General features: G+C 68.9%; 11 protein-coding genes. 7 read left to right on the forward strand and 4 right to left on the reverse strand.

The features are described from left to right. Nucleotides 1–119 precede the first annotated feature (119 nt). The 4 genes from ACN28I_RS21775 (at nucleotide 120) to ACN28I_RS21790 (ending at nucleotide 4,567) form a co-directional block, all read left to right on the forward strand. The gene (locus ACN28I_RS21775) at nucleotides 120–1,682 is read left to right on the forward strand and encodes an acyl-CoA carboxylase subunit beta (RefSeq protein WP_420943877.1); all 1,563 of its coding nucleotides are present in this window, start codon (nucleotides 120–122) and stop codon (nucleotides 1,680–1,682) included. A gap of 111 nt (nucleotides 1,683–1,793) precedes the next feature. After that, a complete protein-coding gene (locus ACN28I_RS21780) occupies nucleotides 1,794–2,417 on the forward strand; it encodes a hypothetical protein (protein WP_420943878.1) in 624 nt (207 codons plus the stop codon). 104 nt (nucleotides 2,418–2,521) lie between these two features. Continuing rightward, nucleotides 2,522–4,036, forward strand: coding sequence for an acetyl-CoA carboxylase biotin carboxylase subunit (accC, locus tag ACN28I_RS21785; protein WP_420943879.1), 1,515 nt, complete (start codon nucleotides 2,522–2,524; stop codon nucleotides 4,034–4,036). A gap of 21 nt (nucleotides 4,037–4,057) precedes the next feature. After that, a complete protein-coding gene (locus tag ACN28I_RS21790; protein ID WP_420943880.1) occupies nucleotides 4,058–4,567 on the forward strand; it encodes a biotin/lipoyl-containing protein in 510 nt (169 codons plus the stop codon). Between the two features lie 160 nt (nucleotides 4,568–4,727). On the opposite strand, the gene meaB is transcribed toward ACN28I_RS21790, so the two are convergent. The 3 genes from meaB to ACN28I_RS21805 are packed head-to-tail and all read right to left on the reverse strand — an operon-like array spanning nucleotide 4,728 to nucleotide 9,798. Next, nucleotides 4,728–5,711: a methylmalonyl Co-A mutase-associated GTPase MeaB gene (gene meaB / locus ACN28I_RS21795; protein WP_420943881.1), complete on the reverse strand. Its 984-nt coding sequence runs from the start codon at nucleotides 5,709–5,711 to the stop codon at nucleotides 4,728–4,730. Then, on the reverse strand, nucleotides 5,708–7,897 hold the full coding sequence (scpA, locus tag ACN28I_RS21800; RefSeq protein ID WP_420943882.1) for a methylmalonyl-CoA mutase: 2,190 nt from the start codon (nucleotides 7,895–7,897) through the stop codon (nucleotides 5,708–5,710). The genes meaB and scpA overlap by 4 nt, the downstream gene beginning before the upstream one ends. Then, the gene (locus ACN28I_RS21805; RefSeq protein ID WP_420943883.1) at nucleotides 7,897–9,798 is read right to left on the reverse strand and encodes a methylmalonyl-CoA mutase family protein; all 1,902 of its coding nucleotides are present in this window, start codon (nucleotides 9,796–9,798) and stop codon (nucleotides 7,897–7,899) included. Before ACN28I_RS21805 ends, scpA begins: the two co-directional genes overlap by 1 nt. Before the next feature lie 227 nt (nucleotides 9,799–10,025). Between ACN28I_RS21805 and ACN28I_RS21810 the strand changes: the two genes are divergently transcribed. Together ACN28I_RS21810 and ACN28I_RS21815 are read left to right on the forward strand one after the other, a co-directional pair. Further along, on the forward strand, nucleotides 10,026–10,628 hold the full coding sequence (locus ACN28I_RS21810) for a helix-turn-helix domain-containing protein (RefSeq protein ID WP_420943884.1): 603 nt from the start codon (nucleotides 10,026–10,028) through the stop codon (nucleotides 10,626–10,628). An 82-nt stretch (nucleotides 10,629–10,710) separates the two neighbouring features. Beyond that, complete coding sequence (locus tag ACN28I_RS21815; protein WP_420943885.1) at nucleotides 10,711–12,255, forward strand: DUF6178 family protein; 1,545 nt, start codon at nucleotides 10,711–10,713, stop codon at nucleotides 12,253–12,255. Nucleotides 12,256–12,300: 45 nt separating this feature from the next. Here the strand turns inward: ACN28I_RS21815 and ACN28I_RS21820 are convergent, their stop codons facing one another. After that, the gene (locus ACN28I_RS21820) at nucleotides 12,301–13,749 is read right to left on the reverse strand and encodes a glycoside hydrolase family 43 protein (protein WP_420943886.1); all 1,449 of its coding nucleotides are present in this window, start codon (nucleotides 13,747–13,749) and stop codon (nucleotides 12,301–12,303) included. 230 nt (nucleotides 13,750–13,979) lie between these two features. On the opposite strand from ACN28I_RS21820, the gene ACN28I_RS21825 reads away from it, so the two are divergent. Next, the gene (locus ACN28I_RS21825) at nucleotides 13,980–14,495 is read left to right on the forward strand and encodes a YfbM family protein (RefSeq protein ID WP_420943887.1); all 516 of its coding nucleotides are present in this window, start codon (nucleotides 13,980–13,982) and stop codon (nucleotides 14,493–14,495) included.

Here is a 14,495-nt window from a genome sequence, read left to right on the forward strand (position 1 = left end):
ATCCCCCCACATCACTTCTAGACGCCTAGAAGTGACGCTCATTCCTCGCCATCCAGGGCCTCCCCGCGCCTACGCCGTGGGTCCCCCTCCCGGGTCCAATCGTGCTAGATGCGCGCCCCATGGACGGAACCACGGAAAAGGATCCCCTTCGCGCCCGGCTGCAGCAGATGGAGAAGCAGGCCGAGCTGGGCGGTGGCGCTGACCGCATCGCCAAGCAGCACGAGGCCGGCAAGCTCACCGCTCGCGAGCGCATCGATCTGCTGCTCGATCCCGGCTCCTTCACGGAGATGGACAAGTTCGTCACCCACCGCAGCAACGACTTCGGCATGGGTGACAAGAAGATCCTCGGCGACGGCGTCGTCACCGGCTACGGCACCGTCGAGGGCCGGCAGATCTTCGTCTTCGCCCAGGACTTCACCGTCTTCGGCGGCTCGCTCTCCGGCGCCTATGCCCAGAAGATCTGCAAGATCATGGACATGGCCATGCGCGTGGGCGCTCCCGTCATCGGCCTGAACGACTCGGGCGGCGCGCGCATCCAGGAGGGCGTCGAGAGCCTCGCCGGCTACGCCGACATCTTCCTGCGCAACACCCTCGCCTCGGGCGTGGTGCCGCAAATCTCCCTCATCCTGGGCCCGTGCGCGGGCGGCGCGGTGTACTCGCCGGCCATCACGGACTTCATCATGATGGTGAAGGACACCTCCTACATGTTCATCACCGGCCCGGACGTCATCAAGACGGTGACGCACCAGGAGGTGACCAAGGAGGACCTGGGCGGCGCGCTCGCGCACAACCAGAAGTCCGGCGTGGCGCACTTCGCCGCGGAGAACGAGCAGGCCGCCATCCTCATGACGCGCGAGCTGCTCTCCTTCCTCCCCTCCAACAACCAGGAGGACCCTCCCGCCCAGCCGTGCGATGACGATCCGTTCCGCGCCGACGAGAGCCTCAAGACGGTCGTCCCCAGCAACCCGAACAAGCCCTACGACATCAAGGAGATCATCCGCGCTGTCGTGGACAACAAGCACTTCTTCGAGGTGCAGGAGCACTTCGCGAAGAACATGGTCATCGGCTTCGCCCGCATGAACGGCAAGTCGGTGGGCATCGTGGCCAACCAACCGGCCGTGCTCGCGGGCTGCCTCGACATCGACGCGAGCGTGAAGGCGGCGCGCTTCGTGCGCTTCTGCGACTGCTTCAACATCCCCCTCATCACCCTGGTGGACGTGCCCGGCTTCCTGCCCGGCACCGACCAGGAGTGGGGCGGCATCATCACCCACGGCGCCAAGCTGCTCTACGCCTTCGCCGAGGCCACCGTCCCCAAAATCACCCTCATCACCCGCAAGGCCTACGGCGGGGCCTACGACGTGATGGCCTCCAAGCACATCCGCGCGGACATCAACTACGCCTACCCCACGGCGGAGATCGCCGTCATGGGCCCCGAGGGCGCGGTCAACATCATCTTCCGCAACGAGTTGCTCAAGGCCTCGGACGCCAACGCCGAGCGCACCCGGCTGGTGAACGAGTACCGCGAGAAGTTCGCCAACCCCTTCAAGGCGGCCGAGCTCGGCTACATCGACGAGGTCATCCGCCCCGAGGAGACGCGCGCCAAGGTCATCCGCGCCCTGGAGATGCTCAAGAACAAGCGCCAGGAGAACCCCCCGCGCAAGCACGGCAACATCCCGCTGTAAGCAGGCAGGCAGGCAAGGGATTCGCCCCGAGAAACAGTGGAACGCCTCCCCGGGAAATTTTAGGGGGGGCGTTCAGGCTTTGAAGGGACGCACCACATAAGGAGCCCCCTTTTGTCTCAACCCCGCCTCGTCCTCTTCCTCGCCGACATCGAAGGCAACCTCGCCGCCCTGCGCCAGACGCTCTCCCGGGCGTGTGAGTCCGCCAACGTTCCCCTCCCGGAGGTCCGCTGGGTCGAGTCCGCGACCGCCCTGGCCGATGCCGGCTGGCGCGTGGCCGAGCTGAAGCTGAGCCCCTCCGGTGGCAAGGCCGTCCCCGAGGACCACCTCGACTCCCTCGTCCGCTCCGTGGCGCGCGACTTCCGCGACCAGGCGGTGGGCCTCTACACCGACAAAGCCGGCAGCTATGGCCGCGCCTCCCTGAGTGAGCCCGGCCGTCCCTCCCGCTCCCTCGAGGGCGAGTACATCGACGTGGTGCGTCAGACCGCTCGCTGGCTGGGCGTGGAAGCGCCCCTGCTCGGCCGCCTGCTCGACGGCGGGGCGACCGCCCGCAACCTGCTCGCCGCGGCGGTGGACTTCGGCAACGAGGACCCCAACGCCCCGGCCACCCCCGGCAAGGGCCGCCGCCAGGAGCAGCCGCCTCCGCCGCCCGAGCCGGACGAGGATGACCGCTTCGTCGACGCCAAGCTGAGCGAGGCCCGCCGGCTGATGGAGCAGTACCTCAGCAACCGCAAGTAGCCGCTACAGGCTCCGAGTAGAAGAGCGTATTGGCGGACGGGGAGTGCTCCTCGCCGCCAACGTGCTCGCCGAGCCCGCGCTCCCCTGTGCTAAAGGGAGCGCCCATGGCCAAGATCCGCAAAATCCTCATCGCCAACCGCGGAGAGATCGCCGTCCGGGTGATGCGCACCTGCAAGGAGCTCGGCATCGCCACGGTGGCGGTCTACTCCGAGGCGGACCGCTCCGCCCTGCACGTCCGCACCGCCGATCAGGCCTTCCTGGTGGGCCCCCCGCCCTCGCGTGAGAGCTATCTCGTGCAGGAGCGGATTCTGGAGGCCGCCAAGAAGGCCGGCGCGGACGCCATCCATCCCGGCTACGGCTTCCTCTCGGAGAACGCGTCCTTCGTGCGCGCGTGCGAGAAGGCCGGCATCATCTTCATTGGCCCGCCCGCCAGCGCCATGGACGCCATGGGCGAGAAGACGCGCGCCCGCCAGAACATGATCAAGGCCGGCGTGCCCGTCGTCCCCGGCACCGCCGAGCCCATCGCCACCGTCGAGGAGGCCCGCGCCTACGCCGAGAAGATTGGCGTGCCGGTGATGCTCAAGGCGGCCGGCGGCGGTGGCGGCAAGGGCATGCGCAAGGTGGAGCGGATGGAGGAGTTCGAGTCCTCCTGGCGCGCAGCCAAGAGCGAGGCGATGAACGCCTTCGGCAACGACGCCGTCTACATCGAGAAGTACCTCGAGAAGCCGCACCACGTGGAGATCCAGGTGTTCGCCGACCAGTACGGCAACACCATCCACCTCAACGAGCGCGAGTGCTCGGCGCAGCGCCGCCACCAGAAGGTGGTGGAGGAGACGCCCAGCCCCATCCTCACCCCGGAGATGCGCGCGAAGATGGGCGAGGTGGCGGTGAAGGCCGCCAAGGCCGTGGGCTACGTGGGCGCGGGCACGGTGGAGTTCCTCGTGGACGTGCACCGCAACTTCTACTTCCTGGAGATGAACACCCGCCTCCAGGTGGAGCACCCGGTGACGGAGTGGGTGACGGGGTTGGATCTGGTGGCCTGGCAGATCAAGGTCGCCGAGGGCGAGAAGCTCCCGTACACCGAGGCGCCCACGCCCAACGGGCACTCCATCGAGGTGCGCGTCTACGCGGAGGATCCGGCGCGCAACTTCATGCCGAGCCCGGGCCGCATCAACTACCTGCGTGTGCCGGGTGGCCCGTACCTGCGCGACGACTCGGGTGTGTTCCCCGGGTACACGGTGCCCAACTTCTACGATCCGATGATCTCCAAGCTGTCCGTGTGGGCTCCCACGCGGCGCGAGGCCATCGAGCGGGCGAAGCGGGCGCTGACCGAGTACGTGGTGAAGGGCATCACCACCAACACGCGCTACCTGAAGGCGATCCTCTCGCACCCGGAGTTCGTCGAGGGCGACTACGACACGAGCTTCCTCACGCGCGAGCACGAGACGCTGCTGGGCAAGGGCGAGGATCCGCAGCTGACGGAGGCCGCGCTGCTGGCGAGCGTGGTGTACGCGTACCAGCGGGATCAGAAGAAGGCGAAGACGCTGACCCAGGCGACGTCCGAGGGCGGCAAGGGCGGCATCTCGGCGTGGCGGCTGGCGAACCGCCGCGGGCGCTAACTCCACGGGGAATCGATTCCAATGCGTTACTTCGCGAAGCTGCAGGGACAGAAGGAAGCGGTGCCGGTGGACATCGAGTCGGCCGGCGAGAACCGCTTCAAGCTCACGCACGGCGGAAAGACCTTCATCGTGGACGCGCTGACGCTGGACCACGGCGCGGTGTCCATGCTGGTGGATGGAACGTCCTACAGCGTCGAGTTCGACGAGCAGGGTGACGAGGTGCAGGTGTCGGTGCGGGGGCAGGTGAACCGCATCGACGTGGCGGACGAGCGGCGGCTGCGGCTGCGCGCGGCCACGGCGGGCTTCTCGGTGGAGGGCAAGCAGGTCATCTCGGCCCCCATGCCCGGCAAGGTGGTGAAGGTGCTGGTGAAGGTGGGCGACGAGGTGAAGGAGGGACAGGGCCTGGTCGTCATCGAGGCGATGAAGATGGAGAACGAGCTGAAGAGCCCCAAGGCCGGCAAGGTGGTGGAGCTGCCGGCCAAGGAAGGCACCGCGGTGGAGATCAACGCGAAGCTCGTGGTGGTCGAGTAGGACAATTTCCCCTCTCCCTCCGGGAGAGGGACGGGGTGAGGGTTTCGGGTGAACCCGGGTTGAACCCGCTGTCCCCACTGCGGGCCACGGGTTGAAGAACGGGCCCGGGCACCCTCACCCTGACCCTCTCCCGAGGGGAGAGGGGATAGTCTGAAGAGGATTAACTCCGGGGCCCTGGGAGAAATGTCTCCAGGACACGCCGGGCCGCGAGTGTGGGGGTCGCACGGCCCTCACGAACATCGCGCTCCAGCGCGGGCCCGAGCGAGGCCACACCGGGATGCGCATGCAGGGCGGCGCGCAGCCCGTCCTCGATCATCGACCACATCCACTGGACCTGCTGCACCCTGCGGCGCTTCTCCAGCTCGCCCGACGCCCGCTGGGCCTCCAGGCGTTTCTCGATCGACGACCACACGCGCTCGATGCCGGTGTTCTCCAGCGCGCTGCAGGTCGTGATGTCGGGCTCCGCTCCCGGGCGCATCAGGTGCAGCGCCGCGCGATACTCGGACCGCGCCCGCTCCGCGCGGATCGCGTTGTCTCCGTCCGCCTTGTTGATCGCGAGCATGTCCGCGATCTCGAGGATGCCGCGCTTGATGCCCTGCAGCTCGTCCCCTGCTCCCGCCAGCATGAGCACCAGGTAGAAGTCCACCATGTCGGCCACGACCGTCTCCGACTGGCCGACCCCCACGGTCTCCACCAGCACCACGTCGAAGCCGGCGGCCTCGCACAGCAGCAGCGTCTCGCGCGTCTTGCGGGCCACGCCTCCCAGGGTTCCGCTGGAAGGGCTGGGACGGATGTACGCGAGGCTCTCGCGCGACAGCCGCGCCATCCGCGTCTTGTCGCCCAGGATGCTCCCGCCCGAGACCGTGCTCGACGGATCGATCGCGAGCACCGCCACGCGCTTGCCGAGCCCCACCAGGTGCATCCCGAGCGCGTCGATGAACGTGCTCTTCCCCACGCCCGGCACGCCGCTGATGCCCACCCGCAGCGCCCCGCCCGTGTAGGGCAGCAACCGGGTGAGCACCTCCTGCGCGAGCGCCTCGTGCCTGGGGTGCTCGCTCTCGATGAGCGTGATGGTGCGGGCGAGCATGGCGCGCTCCCCCGCGCGCACGCCCTCGACGTACGCGTCGGCCTGCAGGGGCTTCAAGAATCCCCCAGCGCGGCGTCGAGCTTGTCGAGCAGCTCGATGGCCGCCTTCGCGATGACCGTGCCCGGGCCGAAGATCGCCACGGCGCCAGCCTCCCGCAGGGCCTCGTAGTCCTGGGCCGGAATCACGCCGCCGACCACCACCATGATGTCCTCACGGCCCAGCTCCCCGAGCGCCTTCTTGAGCTGGGGAACGAGCGTCAGGTGTCCCGCGGCGAGCGAGCTCGCACCGACGATGTGCACGTCGTTCTCGACCGCCTGGCGGGCGGACTCCTCGGGCGTCTGGAAGAGCGGCCCGATGTCCACGTCGAAGCCCAGATCCGCGAACGCCGTCGCGATGACCTTCTGCCCGCGGTCGTGTCCGTCCTGGCCCATCTTCGCGATGAGGATGCGCGGACGCCGCCCGTGCTTCGCCAGGAACGCATCGGCCCTCTCGCGAGCCCTGACAATACCCTGCGCGTCCTTGCCCGCCTCACTGGAGTACACACCCGAGATGCTTCGCACCGTGGCCTCGTAGCGCCCGAAGACCTTCTCCAGCGCCTCGCTGATTTCCCCCACCGTCGCCTTGGCGCGCGCCGCATCGATCGCCAGCGCGAGCAGGTTGCCCTCGCTGCGCTGAGCGGCCTGGGTGAGCGCCTCCAGCTTCTGCTTCACGTCGGCCGGGTTGCGCTCGGCACGCAGCTCGCGCAGCCGGGCGATCTGCGACTCGCGCACCGCCGTGTTGTCCACCTTGAGGATCTCCAGGGACTCCTCGCGCTCGAGCGGATACTTGTTCACGCCGATGATGGCCTGGCGGCCCGAGTCGATACGCGCCTGCGTCCGCGCCGCGGCCTCCTCGATGCGCAGCTTGGGCAGGCCCTTCTCGATGGCCTTGGTCATGCCTCCGAGCGCCTCGACCTCCTGGATGTGCGCCCACGCCTTCTGGGCGAGTTCATGGGTGAGCCGCTCGACGTAGTAGCTGCCGCCCCACGGGTCGATCACCCGCGTGGTCCCGCTCTCGAGCTGGAGATAGAGCTGGGTATTGCGGGCGATGCGCGCGCTGAAGTCCGTGGGCAGCGCGATGGCCTCGTCGAGCGAGTTGGTGTGGAGACTCTGGGTGTGGCCCTGGGTGGCCGCCATCGCCTCGATGCACGTGCGGACCACGTTGTTGAACACGTCCTGCGCGGTGAGGCTCCAGCCGGACGTCTGGCAGTGGGTGCGCAGCGCCATGCTCTTGCTGCTCTTCGGCTTGAAGTCCTTGATGAGCCGGGCCCAGATCATCCGGGCCGCGCGCATCTTCGCCACCTCCATGAAGAAGTTCATGCCGATGGCCCAGAAGAACGACAGGCGCGGCGCGAAGGCATCCACGTCCAGTCCGGCCGCGAGTCCCGCGCGCACGTACTCGACGCCGTCGGCGAGGGTGTAGCCGAGCTCCAGGTCCTGCGTCGCCCCGGCCTCCTGCATGTGGTAGCCGCTGATGCTGATGCTGTTGAAGCGCGGCATCTTCTCGGCCGTGAAGCGGAAGATGTCGCCGATGATCCGCATCGAGGGCCCGGGCGGGTAGATGTACGTATTGCGGACCATGAACTCCTTGAGGATGTCGTTCTGGATGGTTCCGCTGAGCTGCTCGGAACGTACGCCCTGCTCCTCGGCCGCGACCACGTAGAGCGCGAGGATGGGGAGCACCGCGCCGTTCATCGTCATCGACACGCTCATCTGATCCAGCGGGATGCGATCGAACAGGATGCGCATGTCCTTGATGGAGTCGATGGCCACGCCCGCCATGCCCACGTCGCCAGTCACCCGCGGGTGATCGCTGTCGTAACCGCGGTGCGTGGCGAGATCGAAGGCGATGGAGAGCCCCTTCTGACCGGCCGCGAGGTTGCGGCGGTAGAAGGCGTTGGAGGCCTCGGCCGTGGAGAAGCCAGCGTACTGCCGGACGGTCCAGGGCTGCTGCACGTACATCGTCGAGTACGGGCCCCGAACGAAGGGCGGCAGGCCCGGCATCGTCCCGAGGTGCTCGACGCCCTGGAGATCCTCGGCGGAGAACACGGGCTTGACGGGAATGCCCTCGGGGGTGATCCAGGGCTCGGCGCGCTGCGTGCTCTCGTGAGCGCTCCGCCGCAGCGAGTCGCGCGTGGACGCGGGCGAGAGCGTCTCGGGGGCGTCGAAGTCGATCTCCGCGAAATTCGGCACGTTGCTGCGCATCAGGACACTCCGAGCTGCTTGTGCAGCGAAGACAAGGTCTCGAACAGGTCGGCACCCGCGTAGATGAACAGGTCGACCCCCGCCGCCCGGAACGCACCCTCGTGCTCACCAGGGCGGCCCGCGACGGCCACGATTCGTCCGCTCTGCTGCTTGAGGGCAGCCGTCAGGGCGGGCACCCACTCGGGATACATCGCATCCGGACCGGAGATCACCACGAGCTGGGCTCCGGAGGCCGCGATGAGCGAAGCGGCCTGGGCCACATCGGCGAAGCCATGGTGCTGCAGCGGATCGATGCCTCCCGCGGCCAGCGCATTGGCGATCCACATCGCACGGGCCGTGTGCTCCGCCACCGTACCGAGGTTGGCCATGAACGCCCGGGGACGATGCCCGTGCGCCGCGAGGTAGCGGTCGCTCGCGTCCCGCAGCGACTCGAAGGGCTCGGCCATACGCACCGGACGCAGCGGCGTCATCCGCAGCTCGGCCGGTCCGCCCGATGCGGGGGCCTCGGGCGAGCGCGGGGTTCTGCGCACGGACTGCTCGTCGAGATTCGGGAACTCGCTCACGCCCACGATGGGCAGGCGGCGCGTGCGGATGGCCTTGTTCCGGGCCGCGACCGTCTCCGCGAGCACCCGGGCGATGTCACCCTGCACGAGCGCCGCCGTCATGCCGCCGAGCGCCTCGATGCGCCGGAACTCGGTCCAGGCGGCGCGGGCGAAGTCGAGGGTGAGCTGCTCGATGTAGTAGCTGCCACCCGCGGGGTCCGTGACGCGGTTCAGGCTCGACTCATCTCGCAGGATGAGCTGCGTGTTGCGGGCAATGCGGCGGGAGCCCTCGTCGGGCAGTCCGATCGCTTCGTCGAAGGGCGACGTGGTGATGCTGTCGGCCCCGCCGATGACGGCCGCGAAGGACTCGGAGGTCGAACGCAGGATGTTCACCCACGGGTCCCGCTGCGTCTTGGTGGCGGCCGCCGTGCGGGCGTGGAGCACCATGGCCTGCGCCTCGGGAGAACCGCCCGAGGCCGCGACGGCCTTGGACCACAGGAGCCGCGCTGCACGGAGCTTGGCGATCTCGGGGAAGAACTGGCTGCCCACCGAGAACGAGAACTGGACGGAGCGGGCCGCGTCCTCGGGAGGAACCCCGGCACGCTCGAGCCCGCGCAGGTACTCCACGCCGGTGGCGATCGCCCACGCCAGCTCGTGCACGGACGTGGCGCCCGCATCGGCGTAGGCCCGCGTTGAGACGAGGAGCGCGCGCAGCCCCGGTGAGCCCTTGCGCGTGGACGTGACGAGCGGGGCCGCTTCCGCGAAGGCCGCCTGGAGCCCGCTCCGCAGAGCGCCCGTGCGAGCCAGGACGCCGAGCGGATCCACCCCGAGGCAACCCCGGAGGGCCTCACGCGGGGTCTGGGTGCGCTCGGCGGCCTGAAGCAGGAGGGCCGCCATGGACGAGGCGTTGTCCTCGGACTCCAGGTAGACGGGCGTCTTGGAGAGCGGGACATGGGCGAGGAGGCGCTCCATGCCAGCGGCGTCGCGCACCTGGATGCCCCGGGTCTCACCGAGGCGGAGCCACAGGCCCGAGACACCCCGATCGAGATCGACCCGGATGACCTCGGCGGCAATGGCCACGTCGGGCTCGCCGTACTCCTGGCAGACGAGCCAGCCGCCTTCCGTCAGGCCGAGCGGGTGCGTCCCACGCAGGAAGGGGGCGACGCCGGGAGGCTCGGGCGGGGCGGCCTGGCCCACGTCCTCCCGCGAGTACAGCGGCTGAAGCGTGAGGCCCCCTTCGAGTGCGGACTGGAGGGACGTGAAGGGCTTTCCCTTCAGGTCCTTGTCCACGAGGCGACGCCACTCCTCGACCGAGGTGGGTGGAAAGTCCTGGGCGATGTGCAGAGGGGTTTGCGACATGCTGCGTCCTCGAATCGGTGGCGGGGGGCCTGGCTCACGAGCGGGGCCGGTTGCCTCTTAGGTCCAATCCGCCCCTCGGGCAACGGTGCCCCGCGAGCCACCCTGTCCTTCTTATACGCACCATAACGCTCCAACCACGGCCCGCCCGGCTGCCCTTCCCGCCTCTTGCCTTTACCCGGAGTGGCGCATAATAGTGAATGAGCCATTCACTCATGAGGAGGCGCGGGATGGCGCAGTACCTCAAGGACGAGGTTCACGAGGCCATCCTCGCGGCCGCGCTCGAGGTGTTCGCGCGCAAGGGATTCCGGAGCGCCAGCATGGCGGAGATCGCCTCGGCCGCCCGGGTCTCCACCGGCAACATCTACCGTTACTTCGAGAACAAGAACGCCCTCTACGAGGCCGCCCTCCCCGGAACCTTCGTCACCACCTTCCGGCGCCTCCTGAAGCAGCGCGTCGAGGCGGCCCGGGGTGTGAAGGACCTCCGGAAGCTGGAGCCCACGGCGCCCTATCGCCTGCTGTCCGAGGAGGTACTGGCCTTCAGTCTGAGCAACCGCCTGCGTGTCGTCGTGCTGCTCTCGGGCCCCGAGGGCACTCCGCATGAGCACTTCGCGGAAGAGCTGGTCCAGTTCCTGCTCGAGTCCGCCACCGCCCACTTCCACGCCCGGCCCGCCCACCCCACGCGCTTCGCGCTCGAGGAGCTCTACCGGAGCTACGTCACAACCCTGGGGCGCATCCTCCGTCACTTCGAGCAGGAGCGGGACATCCGCGAGGCCGTGGAGGCCCTCTCCCGCTACCACCTGACCGGGCTCGCGGCGCTCTTCGAGTCCTGAGCAGGCGAGGGGCCGGGCCCACTCCGGAGTCTTCGCATCCGTCAAAAATGAACCACTTGTTCATCTATAGAGGGAGGCACGCATGGCGAGCCCACTGAGCAGAAGCGTGGATACCCGGTCGCTGCTGTACCGCATCCTCGAGAGCCCGGAACAGGTCTCGGCCCTCCAGCAGCTCCCGGCGCCCGCCCTGACGCGCCTCATCCACCACGTCGGGTTGGAGGACGCGGGGGAGTTGGTGGCACTCGCCACGACGCAGCAGCTGGCGCGCATCTTCGACGAGGACCTGTGGCGCAGCGAGCGCCCGGGCCGCCAGGAGCGGTTCGACGCGGAGCGCTTCGGCCTCTGGCTGGAGGTGATGCTCGAGATGGGGGCGGACCGGGCGGCGGCCAGGCTCGCGGAGATGGACGAGGACTTCGTCACCTTCGCGCTGTCCGGACAGCTCCTCGTGCTGGACCTGGATGTGCTGACGATGGAGCGCCTGCGCCCGGGCGAGGGATGGGCGGACGAGGCCCTCGTGGACAAGGCGCTGGAGAGCAGCCTGAGCCATGAGCTGGACCGGTTCCTCCTCATCGCCCGCCGGCCGGAGTCGTGGGATGCGGTGCTCTCGGTACTCGTCGCGCTCGACGAGTCGCACCATGAGCTGCTCACGCGTCTGCTCGAGCGCTGTTGTCACCTCGCCTCGGAGCTCATCGAGGACCATGGCGGGCTGTACGCGGTCCTCACCACGGCAGAGCAGCTCGAAACGGACGTCTCCCAGGCGCGCGAGGAGCGGCGGGAGCGCGAGGGCTTCGTCGCCCCCACGGACGCGGCGGCCTTCCTGGGCCTCGCGAGGTCCGGGCGCGTGGGAGACGACCCCATCACCCGCGGCTACGTCCGGGCTCAGCGGGAGGCCACACGGACGCCGCCCCCTGGAGTGGAAGGCGCACGGCCCGGGCAACCCGCCTCCACCCTGCCCCTGCTCCACCTCCTCCAGGAGGCGGAGGTGCTGACGGCATCGCCCCCCATGGCCCTGCTCGGCTCGGGCGATGGCACCGGAACGCACGCCTCGGCCACGGCCCTCCGCGAAGCCCTGGCCTGGATCCAGGGCGAGGCCCCCGAGGCCTTCTCCCGGTGCATGCAGGAGCTGGGCTACCTGGCCAACGTCCTGGTCTCCGGCTGCGGCCACGCGGGCCGGCCCTTGCGCGCACTGGAGGCGGCGCAGATGGCCATCGCCACGTGCAACCTCGGGCTGGAAGCGCATCCGGAGGCCGCCGGGGACCGCTCGCGTGCCGGGGAACTCCTCGCCCGGGAGGGGCTCGTCCCGTGCTTCGGCCAGGGGTGGCGGGTGCTCCACGAGGACGTGGTGATGCGGAGCGCCTGTGCTTTCGACGCCGCGCTCGCCCGCCGGGTGCCCGCGGAACGGGGAGAGGCCGCGCGGGCACGCGCCCAGCTCGCGCGGGACATCGCCTCCGGCAAGCCCTGGGCCTCCCGGAAGCGATGGGTGCACCTCGCCCCCTTCCTCTCGAAGGCGGCGTTCGCCGCGATGCGGGAGCTCGTGGACGAGTGCCCGGCGTTCAACGGGGCCTTCCTCGCCACGCGGGAGCAGGTGGAGGAGGCCCGGCGCCGCGTGGGCGAGTTGCTGCGGTGAGAGCGCCCTCTCCTCGCTGGAGAGGGCCCTCCGGTGAAGCGGTGACTACGGCATGGGCCGCGACGTGGCGGACGGCGCCTCGGGCATCTCGGGCCAGCCGTTGCGCCAGAGGATGGGGTCCACCAGCAGGTAGCGCCCGGTGTGGCCGCTGTCCCACGCGTGATAGACCATGCTCGTGGTGCCCGCGGGCGAACGGACGACCGAGCCATGCCCCGGGCCGACCCACGTGCCAGTGCTCTTGAGGATCGGCGCGCCGAGCTTCGTGTACGTCCCCAGCGGGCTCGTCGCACGGGCGACGCCAATGGCATAGCGGCCGTCGTAATAGGCGTTGCCGCTGTAGAAGAGGTAGTAGTAGCCGTCCTTCGCGACGACCCACGGGGCCTCGACGACGCCGCCTTCCCAGCCCAGGTTGTTGGAGATCAGCGTCCTGCGCGTGCCGACCAGCGACTTGCCATCCGCCGAGAGCTGCTGACCGTAGATGGGCGTCGGCTGACCGACCGCGTTGCCGTCCGCCTTCCACACGAGGTACCGCACCCCGGCGGTATCCACGAACGTGGTGGCGTCGATCATCCCCATGGCCGAGTCGTGCACGAGGGGCGCGCCGATGTCGGTGTACGGTCCGAGCGCGCTCGTGGCGGTGGCGGCACCGATGGACAGCTTTCCGTTCACATGACGCGCGGTGTAGTACGCGATGTAGCCCGTCCCGACGCGGTGGATCTCCGGCGCCCAGTAGTCGCTCTTGGCCCACGTGGGCTTCCGGGCCGACGGGAAGATGACGCCCGCGGCCGACCAGTTCACCAGGTCCTTCGAGGTGCGGAGCGGAAACGCGTCGGTGGCATTCCCCGACGTGCAGGTGGCGATGTACTGGGTCCCATCATGCACGACGCCCGGATCGGCGCAGCCGGTGGGGTACACCGGGTTCTTGTAGAGCCCGCCACACTCCGTGTACCGGAACGACATGGCGCACGCGTTCGAGCCGGTGAAGTACGGCGTCCAGGTGTTCGAGAGCGTGGCGTAGGAGTTGGTGCCCTCGTTGACGCACGCCCGGTCCCAGAACACGCGCCCACCCGCGTCGTCGTACATCGCCGGGTGCGACGGGTGGATCCACGAGGCCCCATACGTGATGCGCGTCGAGCACGAGGCGGTGGTGGCGCACGTCGAGTCGAACGCCAGCACGCACGAGTTGAGGCCGCGGAAGTACGGCTTCCACCCGTTCGAGAGCACCACATAGGAGTTGATGCCGTCGTTGTGGCAGGTGCCGTCCCAGGTCACCGAACCGGCCGCGATATCGAACTGGGCCGTGTGCCCCGACGGACGCATCCACGCGTCGCCGTAGGTGATCTTCGTGTTACATGCGAGACCTGCCTCGATGCTCGCGATGGCCGCGGCCTCGGCCTCCGCCTCGAGGGGCGTGACCTCTCCGCCGCATCCGAACAGCAACGCCGGGACGGCGCTCGCGATGGCGAGCGCCGGAACGAACGGGTGTTTCCTCATGAAGACAACCTCCGGGGGGCGGCGTCTCCGCGCCGCCAGGTGGGGATGGAGTGAAGCTCTCCCTATAGAGGCCCCGAAAACGGGCTCATCCCAGAAAAATGGAAAAACATTCAAATCCCGAGGGATTGCCCGGTCCCTCCGGAGGACACACCCTCATGGGCTCAATCCTTTCGAGGGTTTGTGATCCGCTGGTAAGGTCGGCGCCCCCGTGAACCGGGCAGGAGAAACGGATGGAGATGCTCTGCACCCTGCGCAGCCTGACGGACACCCAGCGCCAGAAGCTGCTCGAGCACCCCGACAAGCTCGAGGAGTTCATCGACGACGAGGAGGACTTCGGCGACGCGGAGGGCGCGCGCTTCCTGGACCTCGACATCGGTGAGACCTGGCATGGTCTGCAGTACCTGATGACGGGCACCGCCTGGGAGGGCAAGGCACCGCTGGACTTCCTGGTGCGCGGCGGCCAGGACGTGGGCGACATCCCCTCGGACGAGGGCACCGCGCGCGTCTTCACGCCGGACCAGGTGAAGGCCCTCTCCAAGGCGCTCGACGCCCTCTCCGAGGACACGCTGCGCAAGCGCTACGAGCCCGCGCGCCTCCAGGAAGAGGACATCTACCCGGGCTTCTGGGAGGAGCCGCCGCCCGACCTGGACCCGGAAGAGGAGCTCTTCTCCTACTTCGACGAGCTGAAGAAGTTCGCGGCCACCGTGGTGAAGCGCGGCCACGGCCTGCTGGTGTTCATCGGCTGA

Source organism: Archangium gephyra (genome assembly GCF_049060025.1).
Classification (GTDB): Bacteria; Myxococcota; Myxococcia; order Myxococcales; family Myxococcaceae; genus Archangium; species Archangium gephyra_A.

Coding starts and splice junctions, on each gene's coding strand:
- ACN28I_RS21775 (WP_420943877.1), top strand. CDS start 120: ATGGACGGAACCACGGAAAAGGATCCCCTTCGCGCCCGGCTGCAGCAG.
- accC (WP_420943879.1), top strand. CDS start 2,522: ATGGCCAAGATCCGCAAAATCCTCATCGCCAACCGCGGAGAGATCGCC.
- ACN28I_RS21790 (WP_420943880.1), top strand. CDS start 4,058: ATGCGTTACTTCGCGAAGCTGCAGGGACAGAAGGAAGCGGTGCCGGTG.
- scpA (WP_420943882.1), bottom strand. CDS start 7,897: ATGCGCAGCAACGTGCCGAATTTCGCGGAGATCGACTTCGACGCCCCC.
- ACN28I_RS21805 (WP_420943883.1), bottom strand. CDS start 9,798: ATGTCGCAAACCCCTCTGCACATCGCCCAGGACTTTCCACCCACCTCG.
- ACN28I_RS21810 (WP_420943884.1), top strand. CDS start 10,026: ATGGCGCAGTACCTCAAGGACGAGGTTCACGAGGCCATCCTCGCGGCC.
- ACN28I_RS21815 (WP_420943885.1), top strand. CDS start 10,711: ATGGCGAGCCCACTGAGCAGAAGCGTGGATACCCGGTCGCTGCTGTAC.
- ACN28I_RS21820 (WP_420943886.1), bottom strand. CDS start 13,749: ATGAGGAAACACCCGTTCGTTCCGGCGCTCGCCATCGCGAGCGCCGTC.
- ACN28I_RS21825 (WP_420943887.1), top strand. CDS start 13,980: ATGGAGATGCTCTGCACCCTGCGCAGCCTGACGGACACCCAGCGCCAG.